Origin of the sequence: Massilia agilis (assembly GCF_024756255.1) — a bacterium.
Lineage (GTDB): Bacteria > Pseudomonadota > Gammaproteobacteria > Burkholderiales > Burkholderiaceae_D > Telluria > Telluria agilis.
Map to the genome: position 1 here is coordinate 261,757 of NZ_JANUHB010000002.1, position 16,436 is coordinate 278,192.

Genomic DNA, 16,436 nt, shown 5'->3' on the forward strand with positions numbered 1-16,436 from the left:
CGCGGCCATTGTATGCCAGAACGCAGCCCATTTTCACCCGGCAATACCTGTTGTGCAGAAAATCCGCCTTGCCCGCGCCAGATGTCACACTCTGTTGTGCCGTATCCACGCCCGCCGCGCGGGAACGGCCCCGCGCTAGGCGGTAAAGCGGCAGTTTGTTACCATCGGGCAACCCGCCTTGCTGTGCGCATCCCCGAGGTTTTCCTTGTTGTTCCGTCGCCAACGTCTTCCTTCGATCCGGTCGAAGCTGTTCACGCTCATCCTTGCGTGCGCCCTGCCCATCCTGATTGGCTATGTCGCGTTTGCGCGCGACGCCGGGCGGCGCGAGCGCGAGCACGTGGCGCAGGATGCGCAGACGGTGGCGCAGGCGCTGGTGGCGGCAGTGGACCGCGAGCTCGCCAGCAGCGAGACGGCGGCACGCGTGCTGGCCAATTCCTGGCTGCTCGCGCACGGCCGGCTGGCCGAATTCCACGCCAACGCGCGCAACCTGCTGCGCCCGGAATTCCCGGCGCACGCGATTGCGCTGGCGGACGCCGAAGGACGCGAAATCCTCAACACGCGCTTTGCCTACGGCAGCGAAATTCCGCCGGGCGGCGCGCGGGCCGAAGTCAAGCGCGTATTCGCCACCGGCGAATCGGTCGCAACCGGGTTGCGTACGCCCGGCCCGGACCCGACCCAGGTGCTGTCGATCATCGTACCGGTCTGGCGCGAAGGCAAGGTGGTGTACGCGCTGTCGGTGCAGATGCGGCCCAAGCCGGTGGCCGACCTGCTGGCCAGCCAGCACCTGCCGGACCAGTGGATGGCCCAGGTGTTCGACAACCAGCAGCGGCTGGTGGCGAGCAACGCCGACCTGACCGCGACCCAGGGCACGCCGTTGCCGGCCGCGGTGGCGCAGGCACTGGCGCGCCGCGACATCGGCATCGCAGCGCTCGGCAAGGACGCGGACGCCGAATTCGCTGCGTTCGCCCGCTCGCGCGAGCACCGCTGGACGGTGGCAGTGACCGTGCCGCGCGACGCCGCGCCGCAGATGCTGGGGCACCCGCACGGCGCGATCCTGACCGGCGTGGCGGCGCTGCTGGCGGTGAGCCTGGGGCTGGCATGGCTGATCGGCGGCTCGATCGCGCGCTCGGTGCGTGCACTGATCGGGCCGGCGCAGGCGCTCGGGCGCGGCGAGGCGGTGGTGATCCCCAAGATGGCGATCGCCGAGGCCGACGCGGTGGCCGACGCGCTGCGCCAGGTGGACCGCAAGCTGGCGCGCTACCGGCGCGGGCTGGCCACGCTGGTCAATGAGCGCACCGCCGAACTGGAACGCTCCACCGCCCTGCTCGAAACCGTGTACGCGTCGGCGCCCGTGGGCCTGTGCTTCATGGACCGCGAGCTGCGCTTCGTGATGATCAACGACTACCTTGCCGCGATCAACGCGGTCCCGGCCTCCGAGCACATCGGCCGCACGCTGCCCGAGGTGCTGGGACCGGTCGGCGAACAGTTCGAGCTGGACTACCGGCGCGTGCTGGAATCGGGCCGGCCGATGGTGGACCTGGAGAGCGTGGGCGGGGTGCCGGCGGCGCCCGGCGTGATGCGGCACTGGCTGGCCAGCTACTACCCGGTGTTCGGCCCGGACCGCGAAATCGTCGGCATCAACGCCGTGGTGCTGGACATCACCGAACGCAAGCTGCAGGAGCAGCGCAATCGCGACAACGAAGAGCTGTTCCGCGCGCTGTACGAAGGCTCGGGCGACGCCCACACGCTGCTCGCTTACGGCGCGGGCTTCGTCAGCGCCAACCGCGCCGCCGCCGCCCTGTTCGGCTTCGACGAGATCGACGAACTGCTGTCGCTGTCGCCGGCGAGCGTGTCGCCGCCATGCCAGCCGGACGGCCGCGGTTCGGAAGAGCTGATGCGCCAGTACATGCGGCAGGTGATGGACACCGGCGGCGCGCATTTCGAGTGGCAGTACCGGCGGCGCGACGGCAGCACCTTCCACGCCGACGTGGTGCTCACCAGCGTGGACATCGGCGGCAAGGGCATGATGCAGGGGACGATGCGCGACATCAGCTCGCGCGTGGCGGCCGAGACGGCGCTGCGCGCCACCAGCGAACGGCTGGCGCGCAACGAGCGCTTCATCCGCACCGTCACCGACCACCTGCCCGGCATGGTCGGCTACTGGGACGCCGACCTGCGCTGCCGGTTCGCCAACCGGCCCTACCTGCAATGGCTGGGACGCAGCGAAGAACAGGTGTTCGGCGAGCGCGTGCAGGCCCTGATCGCGGTCGACCAGCTGGAGCAGGTGAACGAGCATATCCATGCGGTGCTGGCGGGCCGGGCGCAAAGCTTCGAGCGCCAGTTGCAGATGCGCTCGGGCGAACTGGTGCACGCGTGGGGCAACTACATTCCCGACTTCGACGAGCACGGCACGGTGCGCGGCTTCTACGTGCTGTACACCGACGTGACCGAACTGAAGCGCACCCAGGGCCGGCTGGTGCAGGCGCTGCACGAGGCCGAGCATGCCAGCAGCGCCAAGGGCCAGTTCCTGGCCAACATGAGCCATGAGATCCGCACCCCGATGAACGCGATCATGGGCCTGGCGCGGCTGCTGGAGGAAGCGCCGCTGGGCCGGCGCGAGCGCGGCTACGTCGAGCGCATGCAGCTGGCGGCCAAGTCGCTGCTGGGCATGCTGTCGGACGTGCTCGATTTTTCCAAGGTCGAAGCGGGCCAGCTGGTGCTCGAACACCAGCCGTTCCTGCTGGACGACGTGCTGGCCACGGTGGCGGCAGTGGCCGCGTCCAACGCCTGGGCCAAGGGGGTCGAGCCGGTGTTCGACGTGGACAGCGCCGTGCCGCGCTCGCTGGTGGGCGACCAGGTGCGGCTGGGCCAGGTGTTGCTGAACCTGGCCGCCAATGCGATCAAGTTCACCGACAAGGGCGAAGTGGTGCTCACGGTGCGCGCCGCCGGCTTTGACGCGGGCACGGCGCGGCTCGCGTTTTCGGTGCGCGACACCGGCATCGGCATCGCGCCCGACCAGCAGGAGCGCATGTTCGAGGCGTTCTCGCAGGCCGACAGCTCGATCAGCCGCAAGTACGGCGGCGCCGGCCTGGGCCTGGCGATCTGCCGCCGCCTGGTGGAACTGATGGGCGGCCAGCTGCGCGTGGACAGCGCGCCGGGCCTTGGTGCCACCTTCAGTTTCGAGCTCGCCTTCCCGCTCGCGCCGCACGCGCCGGCGCTGCCCTGCCCCGACCCCGCCCTGGCGGTGCTGGTGGCGGACGACAACCCGAGCGCGCTGGCGGCGCTGGCCGGTGCCTGCGAGGCGTTCGGCTGGCAGGTGGACCGCGCGGACGGCGGCGCCGCGGCGCTGGCCCTGCTGCGCGCCGGGCGCCGCTACGACCTGGCCTTCCTCGACAGCGCCATGCCCGACCTGGACGGCGCCAGCGTGCTGGCCTACGCCCGCTCGGACCAGTCGATCCGGCTGCCGCGCTGCGCGCTGGCGGCGGCCGACCCCGAGCGAGAGCGCCTGGCCGCGCTGGCGGACGACCTGCACGTGGACGCGCTGCTGGCCAAGCCGTTCACCCGGCGCGCGCTGCTCGAGACCGTGGCGGAGCTGTGCAGCGGCGCCGCGCCCGCCCCGGCGCGCCCGATCCCGCTCGCGGGACGCCTGGCCGGCCTGCGCGTGCTGCTGGTCGAGGACAACGTGATCAACCAGGAAGTGGCGAACTACGCGCTGGTGCACGCGGGCGCCTCGGTGGACATCGCGGAAAACGGCCAGATGGCGCTGTCGATGCTGTCCGAGCGCAGCGTGCAGTACGATGCGGTGCTGATGGACCTGCAGATGCCGGTCATGAACGGCTACGAGGCGACCGCCGCGATCCGCGCGATGGGACTGGGCCGGCTGCCGATCATCGCCATGACCGCCAACGCGATGGAAGAAGACCGCCGCCGCGCGCTGGCGGCGGGCATGGACGCGCACCTGGCCAAGCCGATCGAGGTGGACGTGCTGGTCGATACGCTGCTGGCGGTGGCCGGGCGCGCGGCCGGCGGCGCGGCGGAGGCGGCGGCGCCGGGGGCCTGGCCTGCCCCGCCGAGCATCCCCGGCATCGACCTGAAGGCCACGCTGCCGCGCTTCGGCGGCGCGTTTGCGAACTTCGCGGCCGTGTTCCGCCGCTTCGAGAGCTCGCAGGGGCGCACCCTGGACGAGGTGCGCGAACTGCTGCGCAGCGGCGACCGCAAGGGCGCGCAGCAGCTGGTGCACCGCCTGCGCGGCGTGGCGGCCAACCTCGGCGCCAACGAGGTGGCGGCGCTGGCGCTCGACTTCGAACAGGCGCTGCGCAGCGCCGACGAGGCCGCACTCGCACTGCGCCTGGCGCGCCTGGACGCCGCGCTGTCGATCGTGCTGGACGCCTCGCGCGAGATCGACGCCGCGGGCGATGGCGCCGAGCCGGGTGTCGCGGCGGGCACGTGCGCCCAGCGCGAGGATTTGATCGGACTGCTCGATCTGCTACACAATAACAACCTGAAGGCGATGGCGCAGTTCGATGCGCTGCGTCCGGCGCTGGCGGGCCTGCTCGATGCCAAGTCCGGCGACGCGCTCGCCGACGCCATCGGCACCCTGCGTTTCGACGTCGCGGCGGCGCTGCTCCAGGATATATTGAACGGGAAGATACAAGCATGAGCTGGACCGACTTGGCGGTGAACGGGCGCATCCTGGTGGTGGACGACGCGATGGAAAACGTCCAGATCCTGTACGGCGCGCTGCAGGACGAGCACGAGGTGCTGTTCGCGCTGTCGGGCGAAAAGGCGCTCGAGATCGCGCGCGCCCAGCTTCCCGACCTGATCCTGCTCGATGCGATGATGCCCGGGAAGGATGGCTACGCCGTGTGCGCCGAGCTGCGCCAGGCGGCCGAGACGCGCGACATCCCGGTCATCTTCATCACCGCGCTCAAGAGCCCGGAGGACGAAACGCGGGCGCTGGCGGCCGGCGCGGCCGATTTCATCACCAAGCCGGTCAACGCGGCCGTGGTGCGCGCCCGCGTGCGCACCCAGCTCACCGTCAAGCGCCAGGCCGACGCGCTGCGCGCGCTGTCGCTGACCGACGGCCTGACAGGGGTGGCCAACCGCCGCGCATTCGACGAGCGGCTGGATACCGAATGGCGGCGCTGCGCCCGCGCGCGCCAGCCGATGTCGCTGATCCTGGTGGATATCGACCATTTCAAGCTGTACAACGACCACTACGGCCACCAGGCCGGCGACGCCAGCCTGAAACTGGCCGCGAAGGCGATGCGTCTTGCGGCCGGCCGCCCGCAGGACCTGGTGGCGCGCTACGGCGGGGAAGAATTCGCGGTGCTGCTGCCCCAGGTGAGCGCGCAGGGCGCGGAGCGGGTGGCGCTCAAGCTGCTGGCCGAACTGGAAGCGATGGCGATCCCGCACGAAGCCGCACCCATGCCGGGCCGCCTGACGGTCAGCATGGGCATCGCCAGCGTGGTGCCAGGCCAGCACAGCTCGGCGATGGAACTGGTGCAGGCGGCCGACGCCGGGCTGTACGACGCCAAGGCGGCCGGCCGCAACTGCTACCGGACGGGCGCCGATTAAGCCGGGCGTCGCCCGAACATGCCCATGCCCTCGATGATGCAGACCTCCTCGCCGCGCTGGTTGGTGGCGACCCACTTCGACCAGACCACCCCGCGGTCCGGCCGGGAGTTCGACGGCTTGACCTTGACGGTCAGGTAGCGCACGGCCAGCGTGTCGCCCGCGCGCACCGGCTGGAGCCAGCGCACGCCGTCCAGTCCCGGCGAGCCCATGCTCGACGCGCTGCACATCAGCCCATCGACCACCATGCGCATCATCATGCTGCAGGTGTGCCAGCCGCTGGCGATCACGCCGCCGTAGATGGAGTGCGCGGCGGCCTCGCGGTCGATGTGGAAGGGCTGCGGGTCGAACTGGCGCGCGAACGCGATGATCTCCTCCTCGGACACGGTGCGCTTGCCCAGGTCGATCTCCTGGCCGGGATAAAAGTCCTCGAAATACCAGTGTTTGCTCATGCCGCGGCCCCTTGCGCAAAGCCCGGCTGCGCGATGAAGCGCGCCAGGTGGTGGTCGGCGTCGCCGAGCGTGAGCTCGATCATCGACAGCCGCTTGAAGTAGTGCGAGGCCGGCAGTTCGTCGGTCACGCCCATGCCGCCATGCAGCTGCACCGCCTGCTGGCCGACGAAGCGCGCAGCCTGCCCGATACGGTATTTGGCGGCGGAGACGGCGCGGCGACGCTCGATCGCGTCCGGCGCGTCCAGCTTGACCGCGGCCAGCAGCGCCATCGAGCGGGCCTGCTCCAGGTGTATGAACATGTCGGCCATGCGGTGCTGCAGCGCCTGGAATTTGCCGATCGGGACGCCGAACTGCTGGCGCGTCTTGAGGTAGTCAAGCGTGGCGTCGAACAGCGCTTCCATCGCGCCAAGCGCCTCGGCGCACAGCAGGCCGGCGCCGTAATCGAGCGCCGCGTCAAGGATGTCCCATCCCTGGCCAACGGCGCCGAGCAGCGCGTGCGCGCCCAGCGTCACCCCGCTCAAGCGCACGTCGGCGGCGCGCAGGCCGTCCAGCGTACGGTAACCCGTGACCTGCACGCCCGGCGCATCGGCCGGCACCACGAACAATGAAATGCCGTCGTGGTCGCGCTCTCCCCCACCGGTGCGGGCGGAGACAACCAGCACGCCGGCGTGCGCGCCGTGGATCACGACCTTCTTCTCGCCGTCGATCACGTAGCCGTCGCCCTCGCGCCTTGCGGTGGTCGCGATGTCGGCCATGTCGTGGCGCGACTGGCGCTCGCCCAGCGCGCAGGCCAGCTTCAGCTCGCCGGCGGCAACCCGCTCGAGCAGCGCCTCGTGGCCCCCGCCGAGCTTGAGGAACTGCGCGCCGAGCACGGTCGCAAAATACGGCTCCACCACCAGGCCGCGGCCGAGTTCGCGCATCACCACGAACATGTCCACCGCGCTGCCGTCAAAGCCGCCCTGCGCGACCGGCACCGGCAGTGCCGTCATGCCCAGCTCGGCCAGCGTGCTCCATGCGGCGTCGGACGTGCCGTGCTCCGATTGCACGATGGCGCCGCGCGCCTCGAAGCCGTAGTCGCGGCCGATCCAACGCTTGAGCGCGTCGGCAAACTGGAGCTGTTCTTCCTTGAAGTCGAAGTCCATGTTATTCCCTCACAGCCCCAGGATCATCTGGGAGATGATGTTGCGTTGAATCTCGTTCGAACCACCGTAGATCGAAGTCTTGCGGTAGTTGAAGTAATAGGACGCGAGCGGCGCAGCCTCGTCGTCGCCGGCCAAACTCTGCGCCGCCTCGCCTTCGAGGTAGTCCGGATCGAACGGCAGCGCCATCGGGCCGGCCGCCTCGACCATCAGCTCGGTCAGCATCTGCTGGATGTCGGTGCCGCGCACCTTGAGCACCGATGCTTCGGGGCCGGGCGCGCGGTCGGCCTTGGCGAGCACGCGCAGCACGGTCATCTCGAGCGCCATCAGCTCGATCTCGAGCGCGGCCAGCTTGGCGGCGAACAGCGGGTCCTCGATCAGCGGCCTGCCGTTCTTCTGTTCGCGCGCGGCCAGGCGCTTGAGGAAGGCCAGCTCGCGCTTGGAGCGGCCAACGGCGGCGATGCCGGTACGCTCGTGGCCGAGCAGGTATTTGGCGTAGGTCCAGCCCTTGTTCTCCTGGCCGACCAGGTTAGCCACCGGGACGCGGACGTTGTCGAAGAAGACTTCGTTCACCTCGTGGTCTTCGTCGAGCATGATGATCGGGCGCACCGTGACACCGGGCGAGCGCATGTCGATCAGCAGGAACGAGATCCCCTCCTGCTTGCGCACATTGGGGTCGGTACGCACCAGGCAGAAAATCATGTCGGCGTGCTGGGCCAGCGTGGTCCAGGTCTTCTGGCCGTTGACGATGTAGTGGTCGCCGTCGCGCACCGCGCTGGTCTTGAGCGAGGCAAGATCGGAACCGGAGCCGGGCTCGGAATAACCCTGGCACCACCAGTCCTCGCACGACAGGATGCGCGGCAGGTAGTAGTCCTTCTGCGCCTGCGAGCCGAACGCCATGATCACCGGCGCGACCATGTTCACGCCGAACGGCATCACCGGCGGGGTGCCGGCGGCGGCGCACTCCTCTTCAAAGATGTGGCGCTGCACCGGGGTCCAGCCCGGTCCGCCGTATTCGCGCGGCCAGCCCGGCGCGACCCATCCTTGTTTGTAAAGGATCTTGTGCCAGCGGACGATGTCGTCCCTGGACAGACGCAAATGGCTGCGCACTTTGTGCTGCAGGTCGGCGGGAAGATGTTCAGCGAGGAAGGCGCGGACCTGGTCGCGAAACGCGAGGTCCTCTTCCGTGTAGTCCAGGTCCATGATGTCTCCTTGTTATCGCCGCCCCTAAAAAAGCACGGTCGTTCACAAGGGATTGTACCTGAAAATGATGCGCGGATATCAATCCGGCAGGCAGAATGGATGGGCGCGGCGTGCGCCCATCCGTCTGTCGTCAGCCGTTCAACGCTTGCGGCGGCGAGCCAGACCGCCAGCGCCGAGCAGGCCGGCGAACACCAGCGCAATGCTCGACGGTTCCGGCACCTCGGCGACCTGGCCGCCGTCGTCACCCTGCGGGTTGCCGCCAAACGGAGGCGGCACGTCGGCGACCGGGGGAACCTGGGCCGGGACCGGCAGGGTCACGGTGATCCCGCCACCAGCCGAGTGGTCCACCGTTGCGCCAGGCGAGCCGCCAGTGGTGCCGCCGTTGCCAGCGACACCGCCCTGGCCGCCGCCACCTCCGCCTGCGCCCGAGCTTGCCCCGCCGGAGCCGCCTGCGCCCGAGCCACCACCGCCCGTACCGCCGCCAGTCGATCCACCACCACCACCACCACCACCCGAGCCGACGGCCGCGCCACCGCCGGCCTTGGCATTACTGATGATCACCCCGTCGCTGGAGCCCACGACGGACACGCCCGGCCCGAGCATGGCGGCCAGGATGCCGTGTCCCGCACCGACCAGGTACATGCCGTCAATACCCTGCTGGTAGTAGAGCTTGGTCTGGCCGTCCGCATTTTGCCCGATGCTGGCGCTCGCCTTGCCGTACAGGACGTCCGCCAGGGTTGCCGTGCCCTGGCTGGCGCTCGCCTTTGAGGCGGCATCGTACGAGATGCCGCCGATCAGGCTGACATTGCCGGACAGGACGCCCGAGCTGAGGATGTTGGCGCCATTGGCTCCGGTCCAGCTCGACAGGAAGCCGCCCTGCGCAGTCGAGCCCGCACTTCCTGCCGATGGGATGACGTCCGCGTGTGCGGCACACGCGCTTGCCGCCAACGCCGCCACGATGAACTGACGAATTAACATGATTGCTCCTTTAACTGTGCAAGTTTGTGTTTTTTACAACGGCAGATTGATCGTAGCACAGCTAAAAAAAAGGCAATTTTCAATTGGATGAGCTCGCCAGCACGGGGCTCGGTATTTCCTATCGGAAAAGAGGAAGAACGTTCCAGTGGGAAAGGATGATGGCGGATGAACAATCCATCGTATTTACAACACAAGTCGGAAAGGTCGCTCGCGGTGCGTCCTGCGCGAACGTACAGGCAAAAAAAGAAGGCTCCGAAGAGCCTTCCTGTTGCACCGTGCCGGCAGGCGGGCCTGCGGCTTAGTTTCCGCTCACCCGCGTAGACGGCAGGTAGGGCATCGCGCGCGAGGCCATGCGGGTGTCCGTCTTGAGCATGACCGACTCGTCGGCCAGGATATGGGCGGCCTCCTGCAGCAGCACGTCCTTGGCGTTCTTGGCGGCCTTTTCGGCGGCCAGCTCGGCTTGCAGGTTGCGCTCGTCGGCCTGCAGGCCGTCGTCCTGGCCGCGGCTGGCGATCATGGTCTTGGTCGGCTTGGACGGCAGCGGCGTCTTGCCGCTGTTGCGCGCTTCCTTGGTGGCCGGTCCGGCGGATTCGTCCTCCACCTTGCCGGCCAGGCGGGCATCGCGCTGGCGCGCCTTGGCTTCCTGCGCGTCGCGTTCCTTGCGGCGCACCGCCTCGTTCAGCGAGATCAGGTTGTCCTTGCGCAGCTTGACGGCTTCGGCGATGTCTTCCTGCAGGTACACGAAGTCCTTGTCCTTGGCCACGCGCGCCTCATGGCGTTTTTGCAGCGGGGCCACGAGGTCCTTCAGGTCGCCTGCTGGCGCAAAGTTGGCCGGCTTGATCTGCACCCACGGCAGCGCGTTGTCGTAGGACGATTCGCCAAAATTGTCCACGTCCGCCGTCACCGGCAACTTGATGTCGGGCGTCACGCCGCGCAGCTGGGTGGTGCCGCCGTTGATGCGGAAGAACTGCGCAATCGTCATCTTCAGCTCGCCGTAGTGCACCTTGTCGGTGGGCGCGAAGCGGTCGAGGTTGATCAGCGTTTGCACCGTGCCCTTGCCGAAGCTCGGCTCGCCAATGACGATGCCGCGGCCGTAGTCCTGGATCGCGGCGGCAAAGATCTCCGACGCCGAGGCCGAGCCACGGTTGATCAGCACGCCCATCGGGCCGTCCCAGGCCAGGCCCGCGTTGGTGTCGCTCTCGACGTCAACCCGACCTTCTGCGGTGCGCTGCTGCACCACGGGGCCCTTGTCGATGAACAGGCCGGTGAGCTCCACCGCTTCGATCAGCGAACCGCCGCCGTTGTTGCGCAGGTCCACCAGCACGTTGTCCACTTTTTCCTTCTTGAACTCGGTCAGGATGCGCTGGACGTCGCGGGTGGCGCTCTTGAAGTCCTTGTCGCCGCGGCGGCGCGCCTCGAAGTCGAGGTAGAAGGTCGGCAGCGAGATCACGCCGATGCGGCGCTCCACGCCCCCTTCCTTGACCTTGATGACCGACTTCTTGGCCGACTGCTCTTCCATGTTGATCTTCTTGCGCACCAGGGAGACGGTCACGTGCTTGCCGTCCGGGCCGGCGTCGGCTGGGATCACGTCCAGCCGCACCAGCGAATCCTTTTCGCCGCGCACCAGTTGCACCACGTCGTCGATGCGCCAGCCGAGCACGTCGGTAAAGCTGCCCTTCTCGCCCTGTGCCACGCCCACGATGCGGTCGCCCACCTTGAGCTTGCCCGAGATGGCAGCCGGGCCGCCCGGCACGATCTCGCGGATCACGGTGTAGTCGTCACGCGATTGCAGCACCGCGCCAATACCTTCCAGCGACAGGCGCATGGCGATGTCGAAGTTCTCGGCCGAGCGCGGGCCCAGGTAGTTGGTGTGCGGCTCGATGGCGGTGGCGTACGCGTTCATGAACATCTGGAACACGTCTTCGCTATTGAGCTTCTTGAGGCGGTTCTGGTAGTTCTCGTAGCGCTTATCCAGCGTTTCGCGGATCGCCTTGTCGTCCTTACCAGCCAGCTTCAGGCGCAGCCAGTCGTTCTTGACGCGCTTGCGCCACAGGTCGCGCACTTCGTCCTCGCTCTTGGCCCAGGGGGCCTTTTCGCGATCCAGCTGCATCGACTCGTCAACCGTGAAGTCGAACTTGCCCTTGATGAGCTCGCGCGCGTAGGCCATGCGCTCGTTGAAGCGCTGCTGGTACACGTTGTAGATCTGGAACGGCAGCGTCAGGTTTTCGTTGTTGATCGCGTCGTCGAGCTTGGTGCGCATCGGCGCGAACTGGTTCAGGTCGGCCTGGGTGAAATACAGCCTGTCGCTGTCGAGCCACTTGAGGTAGTTGTCGAAGATTTTCTCCGACATGGCGTCGTCCAGCGGCAGCGCCTTGTAGTGGTAGCGCGCCATCACGCGCGAAGCCCAGAGCGCGGCCTGCGCCTGCTCGGCCGACGGCTTGAGCGGGGTGACGGCGACCTTCTCGGGCTGCGCCGTGACCACGTGGGCCGACATGGCGACTGCCAGTATTGCCGTCAACACATGCTTCTTCATTCTTGATCTCTCCGAGCGTAATTCGGTGGAAGTCGCCGGCCGAAACCGGCGCTTGCGGCCAATTCTACAGGATAGCCGCGTGGCGCAGAGCCGGGTTGTGCGATTTCGTGCCTTGAGCTTAAGGCTCGCCTAAGCCAGCGCTTCAGGTTTTTACAATTTGAAACAGCGGCGCGCGGTAGTAGAAGAGCAACAGCCCGAGCAGCGGCAGCACCACCAGGTAGGGCCAGGAGCGCGCCGCCAGCTTCCAGTCGGTCGGCGACGGCCAGAACGACAGGAACTGCGGCGCCAGCAGCCAGGCCAGGCCCAGGTCCAGCGGCTGGAAATGCCAGCCCGGCTCGGTGCGCCAGGCCGCGACCGCCAGCGGCACCAGCAGCACCAGGAGCGGAGCCAGCGCGCTCGGGGCGGCGTTGTACCAGCGCAGGTTCAGGAAGGTGACCGAGCCCAGCTCCCAGTTGCGGCCGGCGCGGCGCGGGATCACGGTCAGGTTGGACGGCTCGGCGCCCACCAGCAGCCCGACGCCGAAGTGGGCCAGTTCATGGCACAGGGTGCCGGCGGCGGTAAAGATGAAGAAAATCGGATGGGCGCTGGAAAAGATCCAGATCAGGAAGGCCAGCGCGGCTGAGGGCAGCAGGTACAGCAGCAGGTCGCCATGCGCGCACAGCCACGCGGGCGCAAGCGCGCCGCAGCCGGGCGCGAGCCAGGCTGTCAAGTGTGCAGGCCCGTGTAGAAGCAGCGCCCGCAGGCCTGGCGGTAGCTTTCGTTGCCGCCGATGCTGACCTGCTCGCCTTCCTTGATGCGGCGGCCTTCAGCGTCCACGCGCACGTTCATGGTCGCCTTTTTGCCGCAGGTGCAGATGTTCTTGATTTCCTCGATGTCGTCAGCCAGCGCGAGCAGGTAGGCCGAACCCGGGAACGGATCACCGCGAAAGTCGCTGCGCAGCCCGTAGCAGATGACCGGGATGCCGCGCACCTGCGCCACCTGGTGCAGCTGCTGGACCTGTACGGTGGAAAGGAACTGGGCCTCGTCCACCAGCACGCAGCCGACCTTGGGCGTTTTTTCCAGGAAGTTGGTGTTGGCGTCGAACACGTCCACCTGGCGCTGCGGCCCCAGGCGCGAGGTGATCAGGCCAACCCCATAGCGGTCGTCGATCGCGGCGGTGTAGAGCTTGACCTCCTGCCCCTGCTCCTCGTAGTTGTGCGCTACCTGCAGCAAGGAGGTCGATTTGCCGGCATTCATTGCCGAATACCTGAAATAGAGTTTTGCCACTGCCCTGCTCCGACTAGACCGATCAATCGAAGAATTATAACAAGGGGAAATGTTGCTGAGAAAGGCGGTTTGGCGACCGTGGCGGTGCGCTGACGTAGGGTGGACTCTTGAGCCCATGCGGGTGTTCACGCGGCACGTATCACCGCGTGGGCACTTGTGCCCACCCTACGCGACCACGGCAGTTACGTGCCCGGGTGGTACTTGCGCTCGAGATTTTTCTCGATGTCTTCCTTGTAGAACAGCACGTCCTTGAACTGGCCGCGGCTGTACATCTCGCCCTGGTCATTGAAGTGCGGCGACTTGGGATCGCCGCTTTCGCCACCCGCCAGCACGCTCTTGGCATGGATACGCGGGCCAAACTCGACCACCGCGACGAAGCTGTTGCCCCGGTCGCCGTAGATGCGCTTGGTGTCCTGCTTGGCGGTCATGCCGAACGACGCCAGCGAGCCCCAGGTGGCCGAGGTGAACGGCACCGGGATGCTCGGCTTGCTGTCGTCGTAGCGCTGGTTCACGTCGCCGGACAGGCGCTGGAAGCGGTTGATCTCGCCCCACGGCGTCTGCCAGCTGCCGAAGTCCGCGGCCAGCTTGTCGGAGGCACGCATTAGCGCGTCAAGGCGCTCGTCGGCATTCAGGCTCGTCTGGATGAAGTCGACCACGGGCACGCCCTGCGCGCGCGAACGGGGCGCGGCGTGCGCCACCATGTCCTGGCCCCAGTACACGGCCAGGGCGGTGGGCACCGATTGCGCCGACCAGCGCAGGTCCCAGCCGCGCAGCGCCTCGACCTGCGCCGCCAGTTTGGCCTTGCGCGGATCGCTCGCGGGCAGCGCCTCGTAGTCCTTCAGCACGGCCGGCACCAGCGGCTCGAACGCCGGCAGGTAGCTGTCGTAGGCTTTGGCGATCAGGCCGTCCAGGGTCAGGTCCTTCGCGTCCTGGAGCACGCGCACCGCATGGATCCCGCGCGCGTTCTCCGGCAGCGACCACATGTAGGCCGGGTAGTCCTTCTCGCGCGGGCTGTTGGCGCCGGCGGCGGTGAACGGCCAGTTATTGGTGTTCATGACGTACCCGCTCTGCGGATTGTACAGGTTGATCGTCTCCTTCACCTCGTGCAGGCCGTGCCATTCGGTGGCGGCGGTGCTGCCATCCACCGGTTTGGTCCAGTCGAACTTGGGATCGCGCCTGGGCACGAAGTTACCGTGGAAGTAGGCGATGTTGCCGTCGCCGTCCGCGTAAACAGTATTGTTCGATGAGTTGGTCCGCAGCTGCATGACCTTGTAGAAGGCGTTGTAGTCCTTGGCCTTGGTGCGCAGGTAGGACTGCTCGAGCGCCTTCATCGGCTCGAACATCATGCGCACCGCGACCCACTTGCCGTCCTGCGCGCGTACCACCGGGCCATGATGCGTGAAGTAGGCCGTGACGGTCTTGCTGGTCGTGCCGCCGCTCGCGGTCTTGTATGGCAGCGTGACCGGCACCGCCTTCATCGGCCGCAGCTTGCCGTCGTATTGGTAGAACACCTTGCCGTCCTTCTCGACGATCGTCTCCAGGTATTCATCGATCACGTCGCCGCCGCCGGAGGTGTGCATCCAGCCGGCCTTGTCGTTGAAGCCCTGGTACACGAAGAACTGGCCCCAGGTGACCGCCCCGTAGGCGTTCAGGCCCTCTTCGCTCACCACGTGGATCTCGGGGCGGAAGTAGAACGAGGTGTGCGGGTTGATCAAAAGGAGCGCATGGCCGCTGGCGGACAGCTTGGGCGCGATGGCAAAGCCGTTGGAACCCTTCGGCTCCTCGTCAAAGCCCTTGTCCAGGCTGGCCAGCGCCACTTGCTCGCGCTTGCCGTACAGGCTTTCGAGCTGCTTCAGGTCGATCGATTCAACGTCGCCGCCGATGCTGCCTTCGCTGAACGCGAGCGCCATCCACGGCTCGAAGCGGGTCAGCAGCTTGGGCTTGACCTCGGGGTGCGAGTACAGGTAGAAGTTCAGGCCATCGGCAAAGCCGTTCATCAGCTTCTTCAGCCATTCGGGGCTTTGCGCGTAGCGCGCCTTCAGGTCGGCGGGCGAGATGTACATCTTCATGCGCAGGTCGCTCCAGATCGCCTTTTCGCCTTCCACCTCGGCCATGCGGCCAAGCGCGCCCACGTAATTGAGCTCGACGCGGTTCAAGTCGTCCTCCGCCTGCGCGTACAGCATGCCGAACACGGCGTCCGCATCGGTCTTGCCGAAGATGTGCGGGATGCCCCATTTGTCGCGCATGATCGTCACGCGGCCCGCGGTTTTCTTCCAGCGCGCGATCTCGGCGGCGCTGTACGGCGACTTGCTGGCGACGACAGCCGGCGCGGTGTCGGCGGCAAACGACAGCGGCGCGGCGCCGAGCGCAGCGCAACCGGCAATGGCGGTGGCGATGAGGCGGGAGGTGAGCATGGGGTGTCCCTTTCGTTGGTGTTGTTATGCGCTCTCGCCGCCCAGTGCGGCCAGTCGCTGCTTGAGTACTTCGTTCTCGGTCAGCAGGGTCGCCACGCGGTCCTTGAGCGCGGCGATCTCGGCGCGCATGCGCGCGGCCGTATCGACCGGCTCGCCGTCGTCACCTTCCTTGCGCGGCCGGCTGGCGGCGCGCTGCTCGCGCACCTGGCGCGCCGCTTCCTGCAATTGCTTGCGGCCGCCGGCGGCCGCTGCCACCTGTGCCGGCTCCGGCAGCTGGGCGACGGTCGCCGCCGCGTTGATCGAGATGTCGCCCCGGCGGATCGCCTCGACCAGCTGCGGCGCGGCGGTCTTCTGGATGCGTTCGATCTGGCTGATGGTGTTGGGCGAGACCCGCACGGCGCGGGCGATGTCTTCACGCTTGTTCCACGGCGGCGAGGTGTCCTCAGGCTCGGCGTCCTGGCCTTGCTCCGGCGCCTCGGCGGCGCGCTGGGCCTTGCGGGCCGCGACGATCTGTTTTTTTCGGATCGCCAGCAGGCCGCGCTGGAAGTCGGACACGCTGCGCCGCGCGAGGTGGTTATCGATCATCCACAGCTTCACGTCCTCGATGGAGCCGAAACTGTCGTTCTGGACGGTCTTGAAGGGGATGCCGTGCTTCTGGCAGATGGCGTAGCGGTTGTGGCCGTCGATGAGCACATCGTTCCACAGCACGAGCGCGTCGCGGCAGCCTTCGGCCAGCAGGCTCTTTTCCAGCGCGGCGTATTCGATCTCGGTCAGCGGGTCGACGAAAGAACGCAGTTCGTCATGTATGGTGATGTTCAATTCTTGTCCTGGGCAGAGCGTTGCGCCCTCGCTCGGGCGCCGCCCAGCATGCTACACC

11 protein-coding genes are annotated in these 16,436 nt (G+C 67.5%); 2 read left to right on the top strand and 9 right to left on the bottom strand.

The window, feature by feature from the left end:
- Window positions 1–208 precede the first annotated feature (208 nt).
- Together NX774_RS08065 and NX774_RS08070 are read left to right on the top strand one after the other, a co-directional pair.
- Entirely contained in the window at window positions 209–4,660 is a 4,452-nt protein-coding gene (locus NX774_RS08065; RefSeq protein ID WP_258821663.1) for a PAS domain-containing protein, read from the top strand.
- A complete protein-coding gene (locus NX774_RS08070; RefSeq protein ID WP_258821664.1) occupies window positions 4,657–5,577 on the top strand; it encodes a diguanylate cyclase domain-containing protein in 921 nt (306 codons plus the stop codon). Before NX774_RS08065 ends, NX774_RS08070 begins: the two co-directional genes overlap by 4 nt.
- Here the strand turns inward: NX774_RS08070 and NX774_RS08075 are convergent.
- The 9 genes from NX774_RS08075 to NX774_RS08115 all read right to left on the bottom strand — a co-directional run bounded on the left by NX774_RS08075 (window position 5,574) and on the right by NX774_RS08115 (window position 16,378).
- The gene (locus NX774_RS08075) at window positions 5,574–6,026 is read right to left on the bottom strand and encodes a MaoC family dehydratase (protein ID WP_258821665.1); all 453 of its coding nucleotides are present in this window, start codon (window positions 6,024–6,026) and stop codon (window positions 5,574–5,576) included. The two genes, NX774_RS08070 and NX774_RS08075, sit on opposite strands and share 4 nt — an antisense overlap.
- On the bottom strand, window positions 6,023–7,168 hold the full coding sequence (locus NX774_RS08080) for an acyl-CoA dehydrogenase family protein (RefSeq protein ID WP_258821666.1): 1,146 nt from the start codon (window positions 7,166–7,168) through the stop codon (window positions 6,023–6,025). The genes NX774_RS08075 and NX774_RS08080 overlap by 4 nt, the downstream gene beginning before the upstream one ends.
- 9 nt (window positions 7,169–7,177) lie before the next feature.
- Entirely contained in the window at window positions 7,178–8,368 is a 1,191-nt protein-coding gene (locus tag NX774_RS08085) for an acyl-CoA dehydrogenase family protein (RefSeq protein ID WP_258821667.1), read from the bottom strand.
- A gap of 138 nt (window positions 8,369–8,506) precedes the next feature.
- On the bottom strand, window positions 8,507–9,346 hold the full coding sequence (locus NX774_RS08090; RefSeq protein WP_258821668.1) for a PEP-CTERM sorting domain-containing protein: 840 nt from the start codon (window positions 9,344–9,346) through the stop codon (window positions 8,507–8,509).
- Window positions 9,347–9,644: 298 nt separating this feature from the next.
- Window positions 9,645–11,879, bottom strand: a complete 2,235-nt coding sequence (locus tag NX774_RS08095; protein ID WP_258821669.1) for a carboxy terminal-processing peptidase — start codon at window positions 11,877–11,879, stop codon at window positions 9,645–9,647.
- Window positions 11,880–12,021: 142 nt separating this feature from the next.
- Complete coding sequence (locus tag NX774_RS08100; RefSeq protein WP_258821670.1) at window positions 12,022–12,588, bottom strand: M35 family metalloendopeptidase; 567 nt, start codon at window positions 12,586–12,588, stop codon at window positions 12,022–12,024.
- Window positions 12,585–13,145: a thymidine kinase gene (locus NX774_RS08105; RefSeq protein ID WP_258821671.1), complete on the bottom strand. Its 561-nt coding sequence runs from the start codon at window positions 13,143–13,145 to the stop codon at window positions 12,585–12,587. Before NX774_RS08105 ends, NX774_RS08100 begins: the two co-directional genes overlap by 4 nt.
- Window positions 13,146–13,327: 182 nt before the next feature.
- Entirely contained in the window at window positions 13,328–15,559 is a 2,232-nt protein-coding gene (locus NX774_RS08110; RefSeq protein WP_258821672.1) for an acylase, read from the bottom strand.
- A gap of 24 nt (window positions 15,560–15,583) precedes the next feature.
- Window positions 15,584–16,378 carry a hypothetical protein gene (locus NX774_RS08115; RefSeq protein WP_258821673.1) on the bottom strand — a complete coding sequence of 265 codons (795 nt, stop codon included), beginning with the start codon at window positions 16,376–16,378 and terminating at the stop codon, window positions 15,584–15,586.
- Between the last annotated feature and the right edge of the window lie 58 nt (window positions 16,379–16,436).